Source organism: Variovorax sp. BGA-UO-ETr-C22, assembly GCF_059567965.1.
In genome coordinates this window covers 3,151,534-3,171,070 of the sequence record NZ_JCAQPA010000011.1, presented here as the reverse complement: position 1 = coordinate 3,171,070, position 19,537 = coordinate 3,151,534, and the positions used below count along the sequence as shown (strand labels likewise).

General features: G+C 67.5%; 16 protein-coding genes. 9 read left to right on the top strand and 7 right to left on the bottom strand.

Annotation, left to right across the window (positions count from 1 at the left end; all coding sequences use genetic code 11):
* Window positions 1–197 precede the first annotated feature (197 nt).
* Window positions 198–668, top strand: a complete 471-nt coding sequence (locus AC57B8_RS35135) for an Lrp/AsnC family transcriptional regulator (RefSeq protein WP_056578260.1) — start codon at window positions 198–200, stop codon at window positions 666–668.
* A gap of 13 nt (window positions 669–681) precedes the next feature.
* Here the strand turns inward: AC57B8_RS35135 and AC57B8_RS35130 are convergent, their stop codons facing one another.
* The 6 genes from AC57B8_RS35130 to ugpB form a co-directional block, all read right to left on the bottom strand.
* Complete coding sequence (locus AC57B8_RS35130) at window positions 682–3,186, bottom strand: DUF3772 domain-containing protein (protein ID WP_496482171.1); 2,505 nt, start codon at window positions 3,184–3,186, stop codon at window positions 682–684.
* A gap of 51 nt (window positions 3,187–3,237) precedes the next feature.
* The gene (gene ugpQ / locus AC57B8_RS35125; protein ID WP_159274957.1) at window positions 3,238–3,984 is read right to left on the bottom strand and encodes a glycerophosphodiester phosphodiesterase; all 747 of its coding nucleotides are present in this window, start codon (window positions 3,982–3,984) and stop codon (window positions 3,238–3,240) included.
* 3 nt (window positions 3,985–3,987) lie between these two features.
* Complete coding sequence (locus AC57B8_RS35120) at window positions 3,988–4,995, bottom strand: sn-glycerol-3-phosphate import ATP-binding protein UgpC (protein WP_496482170.1); 1,008 nt, start codon at window positions 4,993–4,995, stop codon at window positions 3,988–3,990.
* 3 nt (window positions 4,996–4,998) lie between these two features.
* Window positions 4,999–5,850 carry a sn-glycerol-3-phosphate ABC transporter permease UgpE gene (gene ugpE / locus AC57B8_RS35115; RefSeq protein ID WP_062474482.1) on the bottom strand — a complete coding sequence of 284 codons (852 nt, stop codon included), beginning with the start codon at window positions 5,848–5,850 and terminating at the stop codon, window positions 4,999–5,001.
* Between the two features lie 39 nt (window positions 5,851–5,889).
* Window positions 5,890–6,771: a sn-glycerol-3-phosphate ABC transporter permease UgpA gene (ugpA, locus tag AC57B8_RS35110; RefSeq protein ID WP_062474481.1), complete on the bottom strand. Its 882-nt coding sequence runs from the start codon at window positions 6,769–6,771 to the stop codon at window positions 5,890–5,892.
* 98 nt (window positions 6,772–6,869) lie between these two features.
* On the bottom strand, window positions 6,870–8,180 hold the full coding sequence (gene ugpB, locus AC57B8_RS35105) for a sn-glycerol-3-phosphate ABC transporter substrate-binding protein UgpB (protein ID WP_369644485.1): 1,311 nt from the start codon (window positions 8,178–8,180) through the stop codon (window positions 6,870–6,872).
* Between the two features lie 227 nt (window positions 8,181–8,407).
* On the opposite strand from ugpB, the gene serA reads away from it, so the two are divergent.
* The 3 genes from serA to AC57B8_RS35090 all read left to right on the top strand — a co-directional run bounded on the left by serA (window position 8,408) and on the right by AC57B8_RS35090 (window position 14,082).
* Window positions 8,408–9,640 carry a phosphoglycerate dehydrogenase gene (gene serA, locus AC57B8_RS35100; protein ID WP_070063599.1) on the top strand — a complete coding sequence of 411 codons (1,233 nt, stop codon included), beginning with the start codon at window positions 8,408–8,410 and terminating at the stop codon, window positions 9,638–9,640.
* A 129-nt stretch (window positions 9,641–9,769) separates the two neighbouring features.
* Entirely contained in the window at window positions 9,770–13,648 is a 3,879-nt protein-coding gene (locus AC57B8_RS35095) for a DUF3683 domain-containing protein (protein ID WP_496482169.1), read from the top strand.
* A complete protein-coding gene (locus AC57B8_RS35090; protein WP_496482168.1) occupies window positions 13,645–14,082 on the top strand; it encodes an HIT family protein in 438 nt (145 codons plus the stop codon). The genes AC57B8_RS35095 and AC57B8_RS35090 overlap by 4 nt, the downstream gene beginning before the upstream one ends.
* 15 nt (window positions 14,083–14,097) lie before the next feature.
* Here the strand turns inward: AC57B8_RS35090 and AC57B8_RS35085 are convergent, their stop codons facing one another.
* Complete coding sequence (locus tag AC57B8_RS35085) at window positions 14,098–14,874, bottom strand: hypothetical protein (RefSeq protein ID WP_496482167.1); 777 nt, start codon at window positions 14,872–14,874, stop codon at window positions 14,098–14,100.
* 108 nt (window positions 14,875–14,982) lie between these two features.
* On the opposite strand from AC57B8_RS35085, the gene AC57B8_RS35080 reads away from it, so the two are divergent.
* The 5 genes from AC57B8_RS35080 to ubiB all read left to right on the top strand — a co-directional run bounded on the left by AC57B8_RS35080 (window position 14,983) and on the right by ubiB (window position 19,523).
* Complete coding sequence (locus tag AC57B8_RS35080; RefSeq protein ID WP_496482166.1) at window positions 14,983–15,396, top strand: gamma-butyrobetaine hydroxylase family protein; 414 nt, start codon at window positions 14,983–14,985, stop codon at window positions 15,394–15,396.
* A gap of 172 nt (window positions 15,397–15,568) precedes the next feature.
* On the top strand, window positions 15,569–16,300 hold the full coding sequence (gene ubiE / locus AC57B8_RS35075; RefSeq protein WP_056578284.1) for a bifunctional demethylmenaquinone methyltransferase/2-methoxy-6-polyprenyl-1,4-benzoquinol methylase UbiE: 732 nt from the start codon (window positions 15,569–15,571) through the stop codon (window positions 16,298–16,300).
* Window positions 16,301–16,341: 41 nt separating this feature from the next.
* Window positions 16,342–17,346: a Tim44 domain-containing protein gene (locus AC57B8_RS35070; protein WP_496482165.1), complete on the top strand. Its 1,005-nt coding sequence runs from the start codon at window positions 16,342–16,344 to the stop codon at window positions 17,344–17,346.
* 57 nt (window positions 17,347–17,403) lie between these two features.
* Window positions 17,404–17,961 carry a ubiquinone biosynthesis accessory factor UbiJ gene (locus AC57B8_RS35065; RefSeq protein ID WP_495271175.1) on the top strand — a complete coding sequence of 186 codons (558 nt, stop codon included), beginning with the start codon at window positions 17,404–17,406 and terminating at the stop codon, window positions 17,959–17,961.
* Complete coding sequence (gene ubiB / locus AC57B8_RS35060; protein WP_062477035.1) at window positions 17,958–19,523, top strand: ubiquinone biosynthesis regulatory protein kinase UbiB; 1,566 nt, start codon at window positions 17,958–17,960, stop codon at window positions 19,521–19,523. Before AC57B8_RS35065 ends, ubiB begins: the two co-directional genes overlap by 4 nt.
* The last annotated feature ends 14 nt before the right edge of the window (window positions 19,524–19,537 follow it).

Below are 19,537 nucleotides of genomic sequence, written 5' to 3'. Positions count from 1 at the left end.
GTGGGTGCGTTCGAAGCCGCCGGCAAGGCACCGGCAAAGCAGCAGGGCGCGCAATTCAGCGGCCCGGCGTGGCGCAACGCCGTCCGGGCGCGTCGAAGTCTAGATCGTACTTTGCACAATTAAGGTGCATGAATGCCTCGGGCTTTCCCCGCTTTAGGAAATATAATTGCATCATTGATGCGTATGGAGAGACGAAATTGCAGATCATCGAACTCGACCGGACCGATCGGCGGATTCTGGACCACCTCCAGGCGCACGGTCGCGCGTCCAACCTGGACCTGGCCGAGGTGGCCCAGTTGTCGCCCGCGCAGTGCCTGCGGCGCCACCGGCGGCTCGAGGAACTGGGGCTGATCAGCGGCTACGCTGCGCGGCTCAACGCGCGGCACATCGGGCTGGGCGTGATCGCCTTCATCCACGTCACGATGGCGCGCGGCCATGTCGACGAGCTGCCCAAGTTCCAGGACCTGATCGCCGACATGCGCCAGATCCTGGAGTGCTACTCGGTGACCGGCGACTTCGACTACGTGCTCAAGGTGGTCGCGCGCGACCTGGAGGCGCTGTCGCAGTTCCTGATGCACACGCTGATGCACATGCCGGGCGTGTCGGCCGTGCGCTCCAGCGTGTGCCTGAACGAGATCAAGTGCACGGGGGCGCTGCCGCTCGAATAGGGCAGCGGGCGCTTCAGGTGCTGGTGGTGCCCGGCAGCGGGGACGCCGGCGTGGCGGGCGCTGGCGAGGGCTCGGCGGGCAGCACCGGCGCGGGCGCCGCCATCACCAGCGTCGTGGGCGTGGCCAGCGGCAGGTCGGCCTGCTTGAGCGCGTCGAGGATCGTGAACAGCAGGTCGCTGCGCACGCCGCCCGCCAGCCGGGGGCTCGGCACGTAGGCGATGGCCTGGAAGATCAGCAGCCCGTTCTCGATGCCTTCGAGCGTGAGCGAAGGCGTCGGCGTTTCCAGCACGCCCTCGTGCGCGCGGCAGGCTTCGAGGATCAGCTCGCGCACGCGCTGCGCGTCGGTGGTCAGCGGCATGGGCAGGCGGATCAGCACGCGGCCCTCGGCGTTGGCCAGCGTCATGTTGCGCACGGTCTTGGTGATGAACTCCGAGTTCGGCACGATCAGCGTCGAGCGGTCGCCCAGCTGGATCTCGGTGGCGCGCACGTTGATGCGCCGCACATCGCCCTCGGTGGTGCCCAGCACCACCCAGTCGCCCACCTTCACCGGCTGCTCGGCCAGCAGGATCAGCCCCGAGATGAAGTTCTGCACGATGGCCTGCAGGCCGAAGCCGATGCCCACCGACAGCGCGCTCGCCACCCACGCGATGCGCTCGATGCCGATGCCCAGCGCCGACAGCGAGAACGCCACCACCAGGATGCCGCCCACGTAGCCCAGCAGCGTGGTGATCGAGCTTTGCATGCCGGGCTCGAACTGCGTGCTCGGCAGGTAGCTGCGCGAGAGCCAGCGCTTGAACACCCGCAGCACGATGAAGCCGATCACGGCCACCGCCACGGCGCTGAGGATCGCGCCGGGCACCAGCTGGAATTCGCCCACCTTCACGCCGGTGCCGAGCTTGCCGCCGCGCTGGAACACCTCGCCCGGGCCCGTGCCCAGCGGCGCGGCCAGCGCCACCAGCATGTAGAAGAACAGCGCCACGCGGCTCAGGCCCGAGAGCACCGTGGCCGCCTGGTCGAGCGTCTGCGGCGCCAGGCCGAAGCTCTTCTGCAGCCGCTGGCCGGAGGCGCTGCGCGAGGACACCACGGCCATGAACAGGTCGTCGGCGAACTTGAACAGCACGTAGAAGGCCGCCGCGACGATGCCGCTCCAGGTGAGCTGCGAGGCCAGGAAGCTCGCCAGCGCCACGTAGCCGAAGGCCACCAGCACCCAGATGGTGATGACCAGCACCACGATCAGCGCCACCAGCACCCCGACCCACATCGGCCGTTCCGGCAGGCCGGCGTCGGGTGCATCGGCGCGCAGCGCCTTCAGGCGGTACACGACGGTGCCGACCAGCGCGGTGAGCAGCAGCGCCGTCGCCACGTGCGTGGTCACCACGGCGGCAAAGCTGGCGTCGATGAGCGCGTTGATCTCGGCCGGCGTCCACGCCAGCGCGGCCACCAGCGCCACCAGCCACGGCAGCGCCGACAGGCGCTGCGCCGTGAGGTCGGGAATGGCCGGCAGGCGCCACGACGGCCGCCCCGTGGCCAGCAGCCCGCGTCCCAGGCCGATGATGAAGGCCATGAAGGTCAGCGTCTGCGCCGCCGATTGCAGCGCCTTGCGCGCCTGCGCGTCCCACATCGCGTGGGCCTTGAGCACTTCGACGACGCCGTGCGCGGCCACGGCGACCAGCAGCACGTGCGTGGCGACGATGGCGATCACCAGCAGCGAGCGGCGCAGCCGCCCGGCCGGCAGCACGCGCGTGGCCAGGCGCGCCAGCCCGCGCTCGGCGGCCCAGACGCCGAGCCAGGCGAGCAGCAGCGCGCCGATGAACGAGGCGATCACCGGCGTGCGGCTTTCGGGCTGCAGCGCCTGGTCGAAGCCGTCGCCGAGCGCCGCCCCGATCGCCTGCAGCCGTTCGAAGTCGTCGGGCCAGGCCTCGCGCAGGTCGTCCCAGAATTCGCCGCTGAGCGGCGAGGCGGCGCGGCTGGTGAGTTCGGCCTCGAACTGCTGGCGCCGCTGCGACACCACGTCGGTGCCGCGCTGGCGCACGTCGATCGCCAGCAGCTTGGCCAGGCGGATGTCCGCATCGAGCGCGTTGCGTTCCTTGGTCAGCTGCGCGCGCTGGCGCGTGATGTTGGGGTCTTCGGTGGCGCCGGCGGCGGGCGGGTTGCCGAGTTCGCCGAGACGCGCGTTCAGGTCGGCCAGCTCGCCGGCGCGGGCGGCGACGAACTTGTCGGCCTGCACGCCGATCTCGTTGATCTGCGCGAGCTGCTTGCGTGCGTCGTCTTCGGCGCCCGGAACGACACTGGCGTTGCCCTTGCCCGAAGGCGCGATGCGGGCGAACTGCGCGCGCAGTTCGGCGATGGTGGGGGGCGGGGCGGCCGCCGCCGCGGTGTTGGCGCTGTTGTTGGGGTTGCCGTTGCCTGCGTTCATGCTGGCGTCCGGCTGCGCGAAGGCGCCGCCGCACGTCAGCAGGGCCCACAGAGCCAGGAGGGCGGGAAGGCACAGGCCCGCCAGGCGAGAGGTCCGATTCATGGCCGCATCATAGAAGCCGCCATGACGTAAGAACGGGTAAGAAATGCAGCGTCAGCCCGCGGGGCTGAACAGGTCCACCCGGTCGGTGATGATGCCGTCGGTGCCCAGGTCGATGAGCCGCTGCGCGGCCCAGTCGTCGTTCACCGTGTAGCTCAGCGAGCGCAGGCCCGCGCCATGCACCTGCGCCACGGTGGTGGCGTCCCACAGCGCGTGGTTGCAGACGATGGCCTGGCAACCCAGGCTCAGCGCGGTGTCGAGCCAGCCGTTCCAGAGCGTGTCGAGCAGCAGGCCGCGCGGCAGTTCGGGCGCCACGGCCTGCGCGCCTTTCAGCGCGTCGACCTGGAACGAGGTGAGCAGCGGCGGCACGGCCGCACCCTGCCACAGGCGCGCGGCTTCGCGCGCCACCACCTCGCCGGTCTCGCGTTCGGTGCTGGGCGTGGGCTTGATCTCGATGTTCAGCAGCAGCTCGTTGGCGCGGCAGAAGCGCGCCAGGTTCTCCAGCGTGGGCAGCGGCTCGCCCGCGAAGGCGCGCGAATGCCAGCCGCCGGCGTCGAGCTGCGACAGCGCGCTCCACGCCTGCTGGCCGCCGATGCCGTGGCCGTTGGTGGTGCGATCGAGCGTGGCGTCGTGCATCAGGAACACCACGCCATCGGCGCTGAGCTTGGCGTCGCACTCGAACATGCGGTAGCCGTGCGAGGCGCCGAAGCGGAAGGCCGCGAGCGTGTTCTCGGGCGCCAGCTTGCCGGCGCCGCGGTGCGCGACCCAGCGAGGGTAGGGCCAGGGGCTGCGTTCGGCCATCGCTCAGTCGGCGCGCTTGCCGGAGCCGGCGTCGAACCAATGGAGCTTGTCCTCGCGCGCGGCGATCTTCACCGTGTCGCCAGCCACCGGCGGGTGGTCGCCTTCGTCGGTGCGCATGATGATCTGCTCGTCGCCGATGCGGCCATACACCAGGCGCTCGGCGCCCAGCAGTTCGACCTGCTCGACCTGCACGGTCCAGCCGCTTTCGTCGAGCTTCATGTGCTCGGGGCGGATGCCCAGGATCTGGCCAGGGCGCACGCCCGGTGCGTGCTTGAGCAGGTTCATCGGCGGCGAGCCGATGAAGCTCGCCACGAAGGTGGTGGCGGGCCTGGAGTACACCTCTTCGGGCGTCGCGAACTGGTCCATCACGCCGCCGTTCATCACGATGATGCGCTGCGCCAGCGTCATGGCCTCGACCTGGTCGTGCGTGACGAACAGCGAGGTGATGCCGAGCTCGCGGTGCAGCTTCTGGATCTCGAGGCGGGTCTGGGCGCGCAGCTTGGCGTCCAGGTTCGACAGGGGTTCGTCGAACAGGAACACCTGCGGCTGGCGCACGATGGCGCGGCCCATGGCCACGCGCTGGCGCTGGCCGCCCGAGAGCTCGCGCGGCTTGCGCTCGAGCAGGTGGCCCAGCTCGAGGATCTTGGCGGCCTTGTCGACGCGCACCTTGATCTCGGCCGTCGGCACCTTGGCGATCTTCAGGCCGTAGGCCATGTTCGAGAACACGCTCATGTGCGGGTACAGCGCGTAGTTCTGGAACACCATGGCGATGTCGCGCTCGGAGGGTTCGAGCTGGTTCACGACCTTGCCGCCGATGCAGATTTCGCCGGCCGAGATTTCCTCCAGGCCCGCGACCATGCGCAGCAGCGTCGACTTGCCGCAGCCCGAAGGGCCGACGATGACGATGAATTCGTGGTCGGCGATCTCGGCGCTCACGCCGTGGATGACCTGGTTGGCTTTCGGCCCGTGGCCGTAGCGCTTGATGACGTTGCGTAGGGAAAGAGCTGCCATTTTTTATTTCTCGGTATCTACAAGGCCCTTGACGAACCATTTCTGCATCAGGATCACCACCAGCGCGGGCGGCAGCATCGCCAGGATGGCGGTGGCCATCACGACGTTCCATTCGTTCTGTCCGTCGCCGCCGGCAATCATCCGCTTGATGCCGACCACCACGGGGTACATGTCTTCGCTCGTGGTCGCCAGCAGCGGCCACAGGTACTGGTTCCAGCCGTAGATGAACTGGATCACGAACAGTGCCGCGATCGAGGTCTTGGACAGCGGGAGCAGCACGTCGAAGAAAAAGCGCATGGGGCTCGCACCATCCATGCGCGACGCTTCGGTGAGCTCGTCGGGCACCGTGAGGAAGAACTGGCGGAACAGGAAGGTGGCCGTGGCCGACGCGATCAGCGGCACCGTCAGGCCCGCGTAGGTGTTCAGCATGTTCAGGTCGGACAGCACCTTGTAGGTGGGCAGGATGCGCACCTCCACCGGCAGCATCAGCGTCACGAAGATGGCCCAGAAGCAGATCTTCTTGAACGGGAAGCGGAAGTACACGATGGCGAAGGCCGACAGCAGCGAGATGGTGATCTTGCCGATGGCGATGACCATGGCCGTCACGAAGCTCACCCACATCATGTGCGCCACCGGGGCGTTGGAGCCCGCGCTGCTCTCGCGCCCGAACAGCGCGCCCTTGTAGCTGTCGACGATGTTCGAGCCGGGGGTCAGGGGCATCGGCGCCTGCACGATCTCCTGGGCCGTGTGCGTGGAGGCCACGAACGCCAGGTAGAGCGGGAAGGCGACGATGAACACGCCCAGGATCATGATGACGTGGGCCAGGATGCCCTGCGTGCCGCGTTTCTCAACCATGCTGCGCTCCGCCGAATTCGATTTGTTCTTGTTGCTTCATCAGTACTGCACTTTCTTCTCGACGTAGCGGAACTGGATGACCGTCAGCGCCACCACGATCACCATCAGCACCACCGACTGCGCGGCCGAACCGCCCAGGTCCAGGCCCTTGAAGCCGTCGTGGTAGACCTTGTAGACCAGGATGGTCGTGTCCTTGCCCGGGCCGCCCTGCGTGGCCGCATCGACGATCGCGAAGGTGTCGAAGAAGGCGTAGACCACGTTGATCACCAGCAGGAAGAAGGTGGTGGGCGACAGCAGCGGGAACTGCACGGTCCAGAAGCGGCGCCACGGGCGCGCGCCGTCGATGGCCGCGGCCTCGATCAGCGACTTCGGGATCGACTGCAGCCCGGCCAGGAAGAACAGGAAGTTGTAGGAGATCTGCTTCCACACCGAGGCCATCACGATCAGCGTCATGGCGTGGCCCGAGTCGAGCAGGTGGTTCCAGTTGATGCCGATCTTGCCCAGGGCATAGGCCACCACGCCCAGCGAGGGCGAGAACATGAAGACCCACAGCACGGCCGCCACGGCGGGCGCCACGGCGTACGGCAGGATCAGCATGGTCTTGTAGAACATGCCGCCGCGCACGATGCGGTCGGCGAACACGGCCAGCATCAGCGACAGGCTGATGCCGATGCCGGCCACCAGCACCGAGAACAGCGCGGTGGTCTTGAACGACTCGGCATAGGCCGGGTCGTCGAACAGGTGGCGGAAGTTGTCGAACCCGACGAACTCGACCGACGTGCCGAACGCGTCCTGCTGCTGCAGCGACTGCAACAGCGCCTGGCCGGCCGGCCAGAAGAAAAACACGAGGATCACCGCCATCTGCGGTGTCAGCAGCAGCCAGGGCAACCAGCCCGAGCGAAAGAAAACGCGTTTTTCCATGAAGCCCCTACATAAAAAATCCCGCCCGGCGCACCCTGGAAGAAGGGCGTGCGGGGGCGGGCGATATTAGCCGGACACGGAGCCCGGATCTTCAATCGTTAGCTTTTGTTCGCCTTTTGGAAGCGTTCGAGCTGTTCGTTGCCGCGGGTCACGATCGAATCGAGGGCTTCCTTGGCGGTCTTCTTGCCACCCCAGACCTGTTCGAGCTCTTCGTCCTCGATGGCGCGGATCTGCACGTAGTTGCCCAGGCGGATGCCGCGGCTCTTGTCGGTGACCTTGCGGATCATCTGCGTCACGGCCACGTCGGTGCCGGGGTTCTGCTTGTAGAAGCCCGATTCCTCGGTGAGCTTGTACGAGGCGGTGGTCACCGGCAGGTAGCCGGTGCGCTTGTGGCTGGCGGACTGCACTTCAGGCGTCGAGATGAAGCTGAAGAACTTGGCCACGCCCTTGTACTCGGCCGGCTTCTTGCCCGACATGACCCACAGGCTGGCGCCACCGATCACGGTGTTCTGCGGCGCGCCCGGCACGTCCGGGTAGTAGGGCAGGGGTGCCAGGCCGTAGGCGAACTTGGCGTTCTTGGCCACGTTGCCGTAGAAGCCCGACGACGTGTTGATCATGGCGCACTCGCCCGACACGAACGAGGCTTCAGGCACGTTGCCGCGGCCCTTGTAGATGAACAGGCCCTGCTTGGACATGCTGGCCAGGTTCTCGATGTGGCGCTGGTGCAGCGGCGAATTCACCTTCAGGCGCGCGTCCAGGCCCTGCAGGCCGTTGGCCTTGCTCGCGAACTCGACGTTGTGCCAGGCCGAGAAGCTCTCGACCTGCGTCCAGTTCTGCCAGGCCGTGGTGAACGGGCACTTGTGGCCGCTGGCCTTGAGCTTGGCGGCGGCGGCCACCACTTCGGGCCAGGTGGCGGGCGCCTTGTCGGTGGGCAGGCCGGCGGCCTTGAAGGCGTCCTTGTTGAAATAGAAGATGGTGGTCGAGCTGTTGAACGGGAAGCTCAGCATCTGGCCGTTGGGGGCGGTGTAGTAACCGGCCACGGCGGGGATGTAGGCGGCCGGGTCGAACTTCTCGCCCGCGTCCTTCATGACCTGGCCGACCGGAATGACGGCGCCCTTGCTGGCCATCATGGTGGCGGTGCCCACTTCGAACACCTGCAGGATGTGCGGCGCGTTGCCCGAGCGGAAGGCCGCGATGGAGGCCGTCATCGATTCGTCGTACGTGCCCTTGAAGGTCGGGACGATCTTGTATTCCTTCTGGCTCTCATTGAACTGCTTGGCCAGGTCGTTGACCCACTCGTTGTTGACGGCGGTCATGGAATGCCACCACTGGATCTCGGTCTGGGCCTGGGCTGCATTGAACAGCGTGGCGGCCAGCGCCGATGCCAACGCGAGCGTCTTGAATCGCATGAAGACTCCTGAAGGGAAAAAATGGAAAGCGCGAATGCTAGGGCATGTGCGTGACACAGCCGCGTCACATTGGGGCACGGACCGAAGGGTTCCTCCAATCGGGGAAACCCCTTTGGCGTCAAGCCCGGCGCGGGTTGCGGGCCTCATGCTGCGCTGCACCATGCTAGCATCGCCCTCCCTTTTTTGGCCTAGCTTGTCGCCATGGCCGGGGCTTCCTTGAGTACGTCATGAGCAGCAAAACCTCCCTCGACAAAAGCAGGATCAAGTTCCTTTTGCTCGAAGGCATCCACCCCTCGGCCGTGGAGGTGCTGCGCGCCGCCGGCTACACCAACATCGAGTCGCTGCCGGGTGCGCTGCCCGACGCCGAACTCAAGGCCAAGATCGCCGACGTGCACTTCGTGGGCATCCGCTCGCGCACCCAGCTGACGGCCGAGGTGTTCGCCGCCGCGCACAAGCTGGTGGCCGCCGGGTGCTTCTGCATCGGCACCAACCAGGTCGACCTCGAAGCCGCCCGCGAGCACGGCGTGGCCGTGTTCAACGCCCCGTATTCCAACACCCGCTCGGTGGCCGAGCTGGTGCTGGCCGAAGCCATCCTGCTGCTGCGCGGCGTGCCCGAGAAAAGCGCCGTGGCGCACCGCGGCGGCTGGCTCAAGTCGGCCGAGAACGCCTTCGAAATCCGCGGCAAGACGCTGGGCATCGTGGGCTACGGCTCCATCGGCGCGCAGCTGTCGGTGCTGGCCGAGGCGCTGGGCATGCACGTGGCCTTCTACGACGTGGTCACCAAGCTGCCGCTGGGCAACGCCCGCCAGGTGCGCGAGCTGCACCAGCTGCTGGGCCAGAGCGACATCGTGACCCTGCACGTGCCCGAGACCCAGGCCACGCAATGGATGATCGGCGCGGCCGAGATCGCCGCCATGAAGCCGGGCGCCATCCTGCTGAACGCCTCGCGCGGCACCGTGGTCGAGATCGAGCCGCTGGCCGAGGCCCTCAAGAGCAAGAAGCTGCTGGGCGCCGCCATCGACGTGTTCCCGGTCGAGCCGCGCACCAACAAGGACGAGTTCCAGTCGCCGCTGCGCGGGCTGGACAACGTGATCCTCACGCCGCACATCGGCGGCTCGACTATGGAGGCGCAGGCCAACATCGGGCTCGAAGTGGCCGAGAAGCTGGTCAAGTACAGCGACAACGGCACCTCGACCTCGTCGGTCAACTTCCCCGAGGTGGCGCTGCCGGCACACCCGGGCAAGCACCGCCTGCTGCACATCCACCGCAACGTGCCGGGCGTGCTGTCCGAGATCAACAAGATCTTCTCGGACAACAACATCAACATCTCGTCCCAGTTCCTGCAGACCAACGAGAAGATCGGCTACGTCGTGATGGACATCGACGCCGCCTCGTCCGACCTGGCGCTGGAAAAGCTGGCGAAGGTGGGCGGAACGATCCGCAGCCGCGTGCTGTTCTGAGCCCGCCGGGGCCCGTGCGGGCCCCGCGATAGGGAATAGCGGCCGGGCACGGCAAAGCCCCCGGGGCCTGCCCTAAAATCGACCCCCCGGCTACATGGGCGCGCAGCGCCTGGCCAAGGGCCCCACCCGATGAATGCTCCGACCGCGTTGAATACGCTGTTGTCACAGGCCGCAGAGCCTGTACGACTGCGCGAGATCCCTTACAACTACACCAGCTTCTCCGACCGGGAGATCGTGATTCGCCTCCTGGGCGAACGCGGCTGGGACCTGCTCCAGACCCTGCGCGCCGAGCGCCGCACCGGCCGATCGGCGCGCATGCTCTACGAGGTGCTGGGCGACATCTGGGTCGTGCAGCGCAATCCCTATCTCGTCGACGACCTGCTCGACAACCCGCGCCGCCGCGGCCAGCTGGTCGACGCCCTGCGCCACCGCCTGGGCGAGGTGCAGAAGCGCCGCACCCCCGACAGCGACCTGCCGCGCGACCAGCTGGTGGGCGAACTCACCGGGCTCGTCAGCCAGGCCGTCGCCGCCTTCGACGACACCTTCCGCGACGTCGCCGCGCTGCGCCGCAAGGCCACCCGCGTGCTGGGCCGGCTCACGGCCAAGGACAACATCAAGTTCGACGGCCTCTCGCGCGTGTCGCACGTGACCGACGCCACCGACTGGCGCGTCGAGTACCCCTTCGTCGTGCTGTGCCCGGACACCGAGGCCGAGATGGCCCTCCTGGTCAAGGGCTGCATCGAGCTGGGCCTGACCATCATTCCGCGCGGGGGCGGCACCGGCTACACCGGCGGCGCGATCCCGCTGACCTGGAAGAGCGTGGTCATCAACACCGAGAAGCTCGAGGCCATGACCGAGGTCGAGCACGTCGCGCTGCCCGGCCTGGCCGCGCCCGTGCCCACCATCTGGACCGAGGCTGGCGTGGTCACGCAGCGCGTGGCCGACGCGGCCGAGCGTGCGGGCTTCGTGTTCGCGGTCGACCCGACCTCCGCCGAGGCCTCGTGCGTCGGCGGCAACGTCGCCATGAACGCCGGCGGCAAGAAGGCCGTGCTGTGGGGCACGGCGCTGGACAACCTCGCCTCGTGGCGCATGGTCACGCCGCAGGCCGAATGGCTCGAAGTGACTCGCATCGGCCACAACCTGGGCAAGATCCACGACGCCGAGAGCGCCGTGTTCGAGCTGCAGTACTACGCCGCCGACGGCAAGACGAAACTGCGCACCGAGCGCCTGGACATTCCCGGCAAGACCTTCCGCAAGGAAGGCCTGGGCAAGGACGTGACCGACAAGTTCCTCTCCGGCCTGCCGGGCATCCAGAAAGAGGGCTGCGACGGCCTCATCACCAGCTGCCGCTGGGTGGTGCACAAGATGCCGGCGCACACGCGCACCGTGTGCCTCGAGTTCTTCGGCAACGCCAAGGACGCCGTGCCCAGCATCGTCGAGATCAAGGACTTCATGTTCGCCGAGCAGAAGCGCTCGGGCGTGCTGCTGGCCGGCCTGGAGCACCTGGACGACCGCTACCTGAAGGCCGTGGGCTACGCCACCAAGTCGAAGAAGCACGGCGGCCTGCCGAAGATGGTGCTGTTCGGCGACATCGCCGGCGACGACGCCGATGCGGTGGCCCGTGTCACCTCGGAAGTGGTGCGCATCGCCAACTCGCGCAGCGGCGAAGGCTTCATTGCCATCAGCCCCGAGGCGCGCAAGAAATTCTGGCTCGACCGCAAGCGCACGGCCGCCATCAGCAAGCACACCAACGCCTTCAAGATCAACGAAGACGTGGTGATCCCGCTGCCGCGCATGGCCGAGTACAGCGACGGCATCGAGCGCATCAACATCGAGCTGTCGCTGCAGAACAAGCTGGCGCTCACCGACGCGCTCGAAGCGTTCCTCACGCGCGGCAACCTGCCGCTGGGCAAGACCGACGACGCGCACGAGATTCCCGCGGCCGAGCTGCTGGAAGACCGCGTGGCGCAGGCCGTGGCGCTGGTGCACGAGGTGCGCGCGCTGTGGGCCGGCTGGCTGCAGAACGTCGACACGCTGTTCCCGCAACTGCAGGACCACACGTTGCGCGCCAGCTGGAAGACCCAGCTGCGCCAGCCGCTGCAGGAGATTTTTTCGGGCGCCGAGTTCGGGCCGATCCTGGCCGAGTGCACCGCCATCCACAAGCAGGTGCTCAAGGGCCGCGTGTGGGTCGCGCTGCACATGCACGCGGGCGACGGCAACGTGCACACCAACCTGCCCGTCAACAGCGACAACTACGAGATGCTGCAGACCGCGCATGCCGCGGTGGTGCGCATCATGGCGCTGGCGCGCAGCCTGGACGGCGTGATCTCGGGCGAGCACGGCATCGGCATCACCAAGCTCGAGTTCCTCACCGACGAAGAGCTGCGCCCCTTCACCGAATACAAGGCCCGGGTCGACCCCGAAGGCCGCTTCAACAAGGGCAAGCTGCTGCGCGCGCCCGCCGGGCAAGCGCAGACCCTGCACGCCGACCTGACCAACGCCTACACGCCGAGCTTCGGCCTCATGGGGCACGAGTCGCTGATCATGCAGCAGAGCGACATCGGCGCCATCGCCGACAGCGTGAAGGACTGCCTGCGCTGCGGCAAGTGCAAGCCGGTGTGCGCCACGCACGTGCCGCGCGCCAACCTGCTGTACAGCCCGCGCAACAAGATCCTCGCGACCTCGCTGCTGGTGGAGGCTTTCCTCTACGAGGAGCAGACCCGGCGCGGCATCAGCATCAAGCACTGGGAAGAGTTCGAGGACGTGGCCGACCACTGCACCGTGTGCCACAAGTGCCTCACACCGTGCCCGGTGAAGATCGACTTCGGCGACGTGTCGATGAACATGCGCAACCTGCTGCGCAAGATGGGCCAGAAGAGCTTCCGACCCGGCAACGCGGCCGCCATGTTCTTCCTGAACGCGACCAACCCGCAGACCATCAAGGCGGTGCGCGCCGGCATGGTGGGCATCGGCTTCAAGGCGCAGCGCATGGCCAACGACCTGCTGCGCGGCCTCGCGAAGAAGCAGACCGGCGCACCGCCGGCCACGCTGGGGCCTGCACCCATCAAGGAGCAGGTGATCCACTTCATCAACAAGAAGATGCCGGGCAACCTGCCGAAGAAGACGGCGCGCGCGCTGCTCGACATCGAGGATGCCGACTACGTGCCGATCATCCGCGACCCGAAGACGACCACCTCGGAAACCGAGGCGGTCTTCTACTTCCCGGGCTGCGGGTCGGAGCGGCTGTTCTCGCAGGTGGGCCTGGCCACGCAGGCGATGCTCTGGCATGCGGGCGTGCAGACGGTGCTGCCGCCGGGCTACCTGTGCTGCGGCTATCCGCAGCGCGGCAGCGGCCAGTTCGACAAGGCCGAGAAGATGATCACGGACAACCGCGTGCTCTTCCACCGCGTCGCCAACACGCTCAACTACCTAGACATCAAGACGGTGGTGGTGAGCTGCGGCACCTGCTACGACCAGCTGCAGGGCTACCAGTTCGACAAGATCTTCCCGGGCTGCCGGATCATCGACATCCACGAGTACCTGCTCGAAAAGGGCATCACGCTGGCCGATGCGGGCGGTGGGGGCTACCTGTACCACGACCCCTGCCACTCGCCGATGAAGCAGCAGGACCCGATGAAGACCGTCAAGGCGCTGGTCGGCGACAACGTGCTCAAGAACGACCGCTGCTGCGGCGAGTCGGGCACGCTGGGTGTGTCGCGGCCCGACATCTCGACGCAGATCCGCTTCCGCAAGGAAGAAGAGCTGAAGAAGGGCGAGGCCGCGCTGCGCGATGCCGGCAAGGTCGGCGCGACCGACAACGTGAAGATCCTCACCAGCTGCCCGAGCTGCCTGCAAGGCCTCTCGCGCTACGGCAACGACCTGAACAACGGCCTGCTCGAAGCCGACTACATCGTGGTCGAGATGGCCAACAAGCTGCTCGGCGACGACTGGATGCCGAACTACGTGGCCGCTGCCAACCAGGGCGGCATCGAGCGGGTGCTCGTATGACGGCGGTGGCAGGTTGCCCGCTGTGCGATGCGCCCGGCGGGCGTGTCGTGTTCGAAGGCGCGAAGCTGCGTGTCATCCATGCGCAGGAAGAAGGCTTTCCGGCCTTCTACCGCGTGGTGTGGCGCGACCATGCGGCGGAGTTCTCCGACCTCGACGCGGCCGACCGCGTGCTGTGCATGGAGGCCGTGGTGCGCGTGGAGCAATGCCTGCGCGACGCGCTGGCGCCCACCAAGCTCAACATCGCCGCGCTCGGCAACATGGTGGCGCACCTGCACTGGCACGTGATTGCGCGCTTCGACTGGGACAGCCATTTCCCCGGTTCGGTCTGGGCTGCCGTGCAACGGACCGCGCCAGCCGAGCGGCTGGCCGCCGTGCAGGCGCTGCTGCCGCAGACGGAGGCCGATATGGTCCGTCGGCTGGCGACGCTGGCCTGAGGCCCTCGTTTTTGCTCAGCCGGCCGCGGCGACCGTCTTGCGGTCGGTGCAGGCCTGTTTGAATTCCGGCGTGGCGCGCGTTTCCTTCGAGAAGCGCTTCGAGGCCACGCTGCCATCCCTGCACACGCGATCGAGCTCGGCCTGCGCGCTCTTGTTGCCCGCATGTGCGGCGTGGGCCAGCAGGCGCACCGCGTGGAAGGGCAGCGCGCCCGAGCTGCCGGGTGACGCGGTTGCTGCAGTGGTCGTCGGCTGCGGTGTTGCTACAGCCTTGACCGGCTCCGCAGGCAGCGTGCGCGCGGTGCCCGCAGAGGTCGGCATGCGCTCGACAGCGGTGAAGTCGCCGCTCTTGCCGGCGCGCTCGACCATCTGCCGGTAGCTGTCCATCATGAACGACGTGTCCTTGGGCGTGAGCTCCTTCGCCGGCTTGGCGAGGTAGGCCGCGACCTCGGGCGGCAGCGCGGCGTTCACGGTGCTCAGTTCATGCGCGCCGCCGAAGCCGCGCGAGCCGGCCTGGGCGGCATGCGCGGCGTCGTCGCCCAGCGCCATCGCGCCCTTGGCGGCCACGCCGGTTGCACCTTCGGCTGCCACCGCGCCGGCGCCGACCGCCGCGCCCTTGCCCGCGACGCCGGCCGCCTTGCCGGCGGTCGCGGCCTTGCCTGCCGCCTTGCCGATCAGGCCCCAGAAGGCATGGGCCGGTGGGGCGAGGGCGGCGCCCGCGAGCGCGATGCAGAGGACGAGGGCGGCCCGGTTCGAACGTGACGGGAAGAGGGGAAAGCGTGTGCGTGACGGCATGCAGTGATGCTAAGCGCAGGCGGCCGGCACGCTGGCGCGCAGCGCGCGGCATACTGCGCGAGTCCCACCCCTTTTCTCTTTTCTCTTCTTCTTTCGAACGGATTCCCCATGGCAGGTTTGCAAGCCGGCGCGCCGACACCCCAATCGATCACCGTGCACGGGCAGTCGCGCGTGCTCGAGGTCGGCTTCTCGGACGGCGCCACCTTCCGCATTCCCTTCGAACTGATGCGCATCTACTCGCCGTCGGCCGAGGTGCAGGGCCACGGCCCGGGGCAGGAGGTGCTGCAGACCGGCAAGCGCGACGTCGAGCTGGTCGGGCTCGAGCCGGTGGGCAACTACGCCGTGCAGCCGGCCTTCAGCGACGGCCACAACTCCGGCATCTACACCTGGAGCCTGCTGTACGACCTGGGCGCGCGGCAGGCCGAACTGTGGGCCGACTACGAGCGGCGCCTGGCCGCGGCCGGCGTGGACCGCGACGCCCCGATGGCCGACAAGGGCGGCCACGCCTGCAGCAGCCACTGAGCGTCGCGGGAACCGAGGGTAAACATACCCTGTTGCTATTGAAAAGATAGCCTTACACACAGCAAAGACGCGCGTTGCGGCGGCCCTCCGTTGGAGGAAAAAGCAACAAATGTCCGCCGTGCCCGCGGGGTCGTCGCCTTGAAGGAATGCCTTCCGGCCTAACATCCAGCGCATGAGTACAACCCACTTCGGCTTCGAGAAAGTCGACGAAAGCGAGAAGGCGCAACGCGTTCGCGGCGTCTTCGACTCGGTGGCCTCGCGCTACGACATCATGAACGACCTGATGTCGGCCGGACTGCACCGGGCCTGGAAGGCCTACACCGTGATGGTCGCGAACGTGGGCGAAGGCTCGCGCGTGCTCGACATCGCGGGCGGCACCGGCGACCTCGCGCTCGCCTTCTCGAAGAAGGTCGGCGCCACGGGCCAGGTGGTCCACACCGACATCAACGAAGCCATGCTGCGCACCGGCCGCAACCGCCTGCTCGACGCCGGCGTGGTGCTGCCCACCACGGTCTGCGACGCCGAGAAGCTGCCCTTTCCCGACGACCACTTCGATGTGGTCACCGTGGCCTTCGGCCTGCGCAACATGACGCACAAGGATGTTGCCCTCAAGGAAATGAACCGCGTGCTCAAGCCGCGCGGCAAGCTGCTGGTGCTCGAGTTCTCGAAGGTCGCCAAGCCGCTCACGAAGGCCTACGACTGGTATTCGTTCAACGTGCTGCCGCGCCTGGGCAAGCTCGTGGCCGGCGACGATGCGAGCTACCGCTACCTGGCCGAATCGATCCGGATGCATCCCTCGCAAGAGGAGCTCAAGACCCTCATGAAAGAGGGCGGTTTCGGACATGTGGACTATCACAACATGACGGGGGGAATTGCAGCCCTCCATGTTGGAATCAAGTGTTGATCACGATGACGACGCGAATTTTTCGCTCAAGAGGAGACGGCATGAAGAGTTTGGGTTCTTTGTTCTTGGCAGCAGCACTGGTGCTGGTGAGCGTTCAGGCGGAAGCTGCTCGCATGGGTGGCGGCAAGTCCGTCGGTCGCCAGTCGTCCAACGTGACGCAGCGCCAGGCCACGCAGCCCGCGGCCCCCGCGCAGCAGAACGCGACCAATGCGGCGCCCAAGCCCGCAACGCCCGCCGCCGCTGCACCGAAGCGTCCATGGGGCGCGATGCTCGGCGGTCTCGCCGCCGGCCTGGGCCTGGCATGGCTCGCGAATTCGCTCGGCCTGGGTGCCGGCTTCGCCAACATCCTGCTGATCGCGCTGCTGGCTTTTGCCGCGCTCGCGGTGTGGCGCATCTTCAAGGCGCGCTCGGCCGCGTCGTCGGGCAACGCCAACCGCCAGGGCGCTTTCGCCTTCCAGGGCGCCGGCAGTCCCGCCGATGCACGCGCACCGGCACAGTACAGCCCGGCCAACGTCGGCAACGACGCCTCGGCACGGCCGTGGGAGCGCAACACCACGGCGTTCGACGCCGCGCCGGCATCGCACGGCAGCAGCCTGTCGGCCGCGGGTGCCGCAGCCGGCGGCAGCATGATCGGTTCGGCACTGGCCGGTTCGCAGTCCTGGGGCATCCCCGCGGGCTTCGATGCCGACGGTTTCCTCACCGCCGCCAAGCGCAACTTCGTGACCCTGCAAGACGCCTGGGACCGCGCCGACGTGTCGATGCTGCGTTCCATGATGACCGACAGCATGGTCGAGGAGATCCGCACGCAGCTGGCCGATCGCGCCAGCCACACGGGCGGTGCGCTCAACAAGACCGAGGTCGTGATGCTCGACGCCAAGCTGCTGGGCATCGAAGAGCTGCCCGACGCCTACATGGCGAGCGTGGAGTTCTCCGGCATGATCCGCGAAGACGCGTCGGCGGGCCCGGCCCCGTTCCGCGAAGTCTGGAACATGACCAAGACCGGCAGCGCCGGCTGGCTCGTCGCAGGCGTGCAAGCGCTGCAATGACAAAAACCTGAGCTGCAGCCGTCACCCGGCTGTAGCACTGACGGGATAATGGGGACCATGGCTACACCATCGTCCCCTTTTTCTTTGCTCGGCGACCTGTTCAACCGCATCGGCGAACGCCTGCAACCGCCGGCCTGGGCCGTCCACGAGATCCAGCACCGCGCGGTCCTGTTCCTGAACCACGTGCTGCAGCAGGAGCCTGAAGCGCAGCAGCGGCTGCTGCGCCAGCAGGGCCGGGTGGTGCGCTTCCAGTGGCGCTTCGTGACGATGGAACTGGTGGCCACGCCGGCTGGCCTGCTCGACCTGGCACCTGCCGGCTCCACGCCCGAACTCACGCTCACCGTGATCGATGACTCCCCCCTCGACATCGCCCGCGCCACGCTGCGCGGCGACAAGCCCTCCGTGCAGATCGTCGGCGACGTGCAACTCGCGGCCGAGGTCAACTGGCTGGTCGACCACGTGCGCTGGGACGTCGAGGACGACCTGGCCCGCGTGATCGGCGACGTGCCCGCGCACACGCTGGGCAACGGCGTGCGGCGTGTGGTGGGCGCGCTGCGCCAGTTCGTCGGCGACCGCTCGGCCCGTGCCGGCGGTGCGGCGGGCCACGCCGAATGAGTCGCTTCTATCGCGGCCTGTTCATCGTCTGGGTCGCACTGCGCTATGGCCTGGACGAGCTCGTGCTCACGAGCTTCCAGAAACCCTGGCTGCGCGTGGTGGCGCGCATCGTCTCCATCGGACGCAACCTCGACGCGCCGCGCGGCCAGCGCCTGCGCGAGGCGCTGGAGCGGCTGGGCCCCATCTTCGTGAAGTTCGGCCAGGTGCTGTCCACGCGGCGCGACCTGCTGCCGCCCGATATCGCCGACGAGCTCGCGTTCCTGCAGGACCGCGTGCCGCCGTTCCCTTCGGCGGTGGCGGTCGCGACCATCGAGCGCGCCTTCCGCCGACCGGTGAGCGACGTGTTCGTGCAGTTCGACGAAACACCCATCGCCAGCGCCTCGATCGCGCAGGTGCACTTCGCGACCATCCGCACCAACCAGGGCGAGATCCGCGACGTGGCTGTGAAGGTGCTGCGCCCCAACATGCGCGGCGTGATCGAGAAGGACCTGGCCCTCATGGCCATGATGGCCGGCTGGATCGAGAAGCTCTCGCCCGACGGCAAGCGCCTGAAGCCGCGCGAGGTCGTCGGCGAGTTCGACAAGTACCTGCACGACGAGCTCGACCTCGTGCGCGAGGCCGCCAACGCCGCGCAGCTGCGCCGCAACATGGCCTCGCTCGACCTGGTGCTGATCCCCGAAATGTTCTGGGACTTCTGCCACCCCGAAGTCATCGTGATGGAGCGCATGAACGGCGTGCCCATTGCCCAGATCGACAAGCTGCGCGCCGCCGGCGTCGACATTCCGAAGCTCGCGCGCGACGGCGTGACGATCTTCTTCACGCAGGTGTTCCGCGACGGTTTCTTCCACGCCGACATGCACCCGGGCAACATCCAGGTGAGCCTGGCGCCCGAGACCTTCGGGCGCTACATCTCGCTCGACTTCGGCATCATCGGCACGCTCACCGAGTCCGACAAGGAGTACCTCGCGCAGAACTTCGCGGCCTTCTTCCGGCGCGACTACAAGCGCGTGGCCGAGCTGCACCTGGAGAGCGGCTGGGTGCCGCAGGGCACGCGCATCGACGAGCTCGAGGCGGCGATCCGCACCGTGTGCGAGCCGTACTTCGACCGGCCGCTGAAGGAAATCTCGCTGGGCATGGTGCTGATGCGCCTGTTCCAGACCTCGCGCCGCTTCCACGTCGAGATCCAGCCGCAGCTGGTGCTGCTGCAGAAGACCCTGCTGAACATCGAGGGCCTGGGCCGCAGCATCGACCCCGAGCTCGACCTCTGGGCCACGGCCAAGCCCTTCCTCGAGAAGTGGATGATCGACCAGATCGGGCCGAAGAAGCTGTTCCAGCAGCTGCGGGCCGAGGCGCCGCGCTACGCGAAATTGCTGCCGCAATTGCCGCGTTTGCTGCACGATTTCCTGGAAAATCGGCCGCCCGATCACCGCCGCGAGTTGCAGGAGCTGCTGGCCGCGCAGAAGCGCACCAACCGGCTGCTGCAGGCCATCCTCTATGGCGGCATCGGATTTGTCCTGGGGTTGCTCGCCATGCAAGTGCTGGTGCGCGTGCGTTTGTTCTAGAGGCTGGAGGAGTT

Excerpts from the sequence above, each read along its gene's own strand:
- AC57B8_RS35130 (WP_496482171.1), bottom strand. The coding sequence starts at position 3,186 with ATGAATCGGACCTCTCGCCTGGCGGGCCTGTGCCTTCCCGCCCTCCTG.
- ugpQ (WP_159274957.1), bottom strand. The coding sequence starts at position 3,984 with ATGGCCGAACGCAGCCCCTGGCCCTACCCTCGCTGGGTCGCGCACCGC.
- AC57B8_RS35120 (WP_496482170.1), bottom strand. The coding sequence starts at position 4,995 with ATGGCAGCTCTTTCCCTACGCAACGTCATCAAGCGCTACGGCCACGGG.
- ugpE (WP_062474482.1), bottom strand. The coding sequence starts at position 5,850 with ATGGTTGAGAAACGCGGCACGCAGGGCATCCTGGCCCACGTCATCATG.
- ugpA (WP_062474481.1), bottom strand. The coding sequence starts at position 6,771 with ATGGAAAAACGCGTTTTCTTTCGCTCGGGCTGGTTGCCCTGGCTGCTG.
- ugpB (WP_369644485.1), bottom strand. The coding sequence starts at position 8,180 with ATGCGATTCAAGACGCTCGCGTTGGCATCGGCGCTGGCCGCCACGCTG.
- serA (WP_070063599.1), top strand. The coding sequence starts at position 8,408 with ATGAGCAGCAAAACCTCCCTCGACAAAAGCAGGATCAAGTTCCTTTTG.
- AC57B8_RS35095 (WP_496482169.1), top strand. The coding sequence starts at position 9,770 with ATGAATGCTCCGACCGCGTTGAATACGCTGTTGTCACAGGCCGCAGAG.
- AC57B8_RS35090 (WP_496482168.1), top strand. The coding sequence starts at position 13,645 with ATGACGGCGGTGGCAGGTTGCCCGCTGTGCGATGCGCCCGGCGGGCGT.
- AC57B8_RS35085 (WP_496482167.1), bottom strand. The coding sequence starts at position 14,874 with ATGCCGTCACGCACACGCTTTCCCCTCTTCCCGTCACGTTCGAACCGG.
- AC57B8_RS35080 (WP_496482166.1), top strand. The coding sequence starts at position 14,983 with ATGGCAGGTTTGCAAGCCGGCGCGCCGACACCCCAATCGATCACCGTG.
- ubiE (WP_056578284.1), top strand. The coding sequence starts at position 15,569 with ATGAGTACAACCCACTTCGGCTTCGAGAAAGTCGACGAAAGCGAGAAG.
- AC57B8_RS35070 (WP_496482165.1), top strand. The coding sequence starts at position 16,342 with ATGAAGAGTTTGGGTTCTTTGTTCTTGGCAGCAGCACTGGTGCTGGTG.
- AC57B8_RS35065 (WP_495271175.1), top strand. The coding sequence starts at position 17,404 with ATGGCTACACCATCGTCCCCTTTTTCTTTGCTCGGCGACCTGTTCAAC.
- ubiB (WP_062477035.1), top strand. The coding sequence starts at position 17,958 with ATGAGTCGCTTCTATCGCGGCCTGTTCATCGTCTGGGTCGCACTGCGC.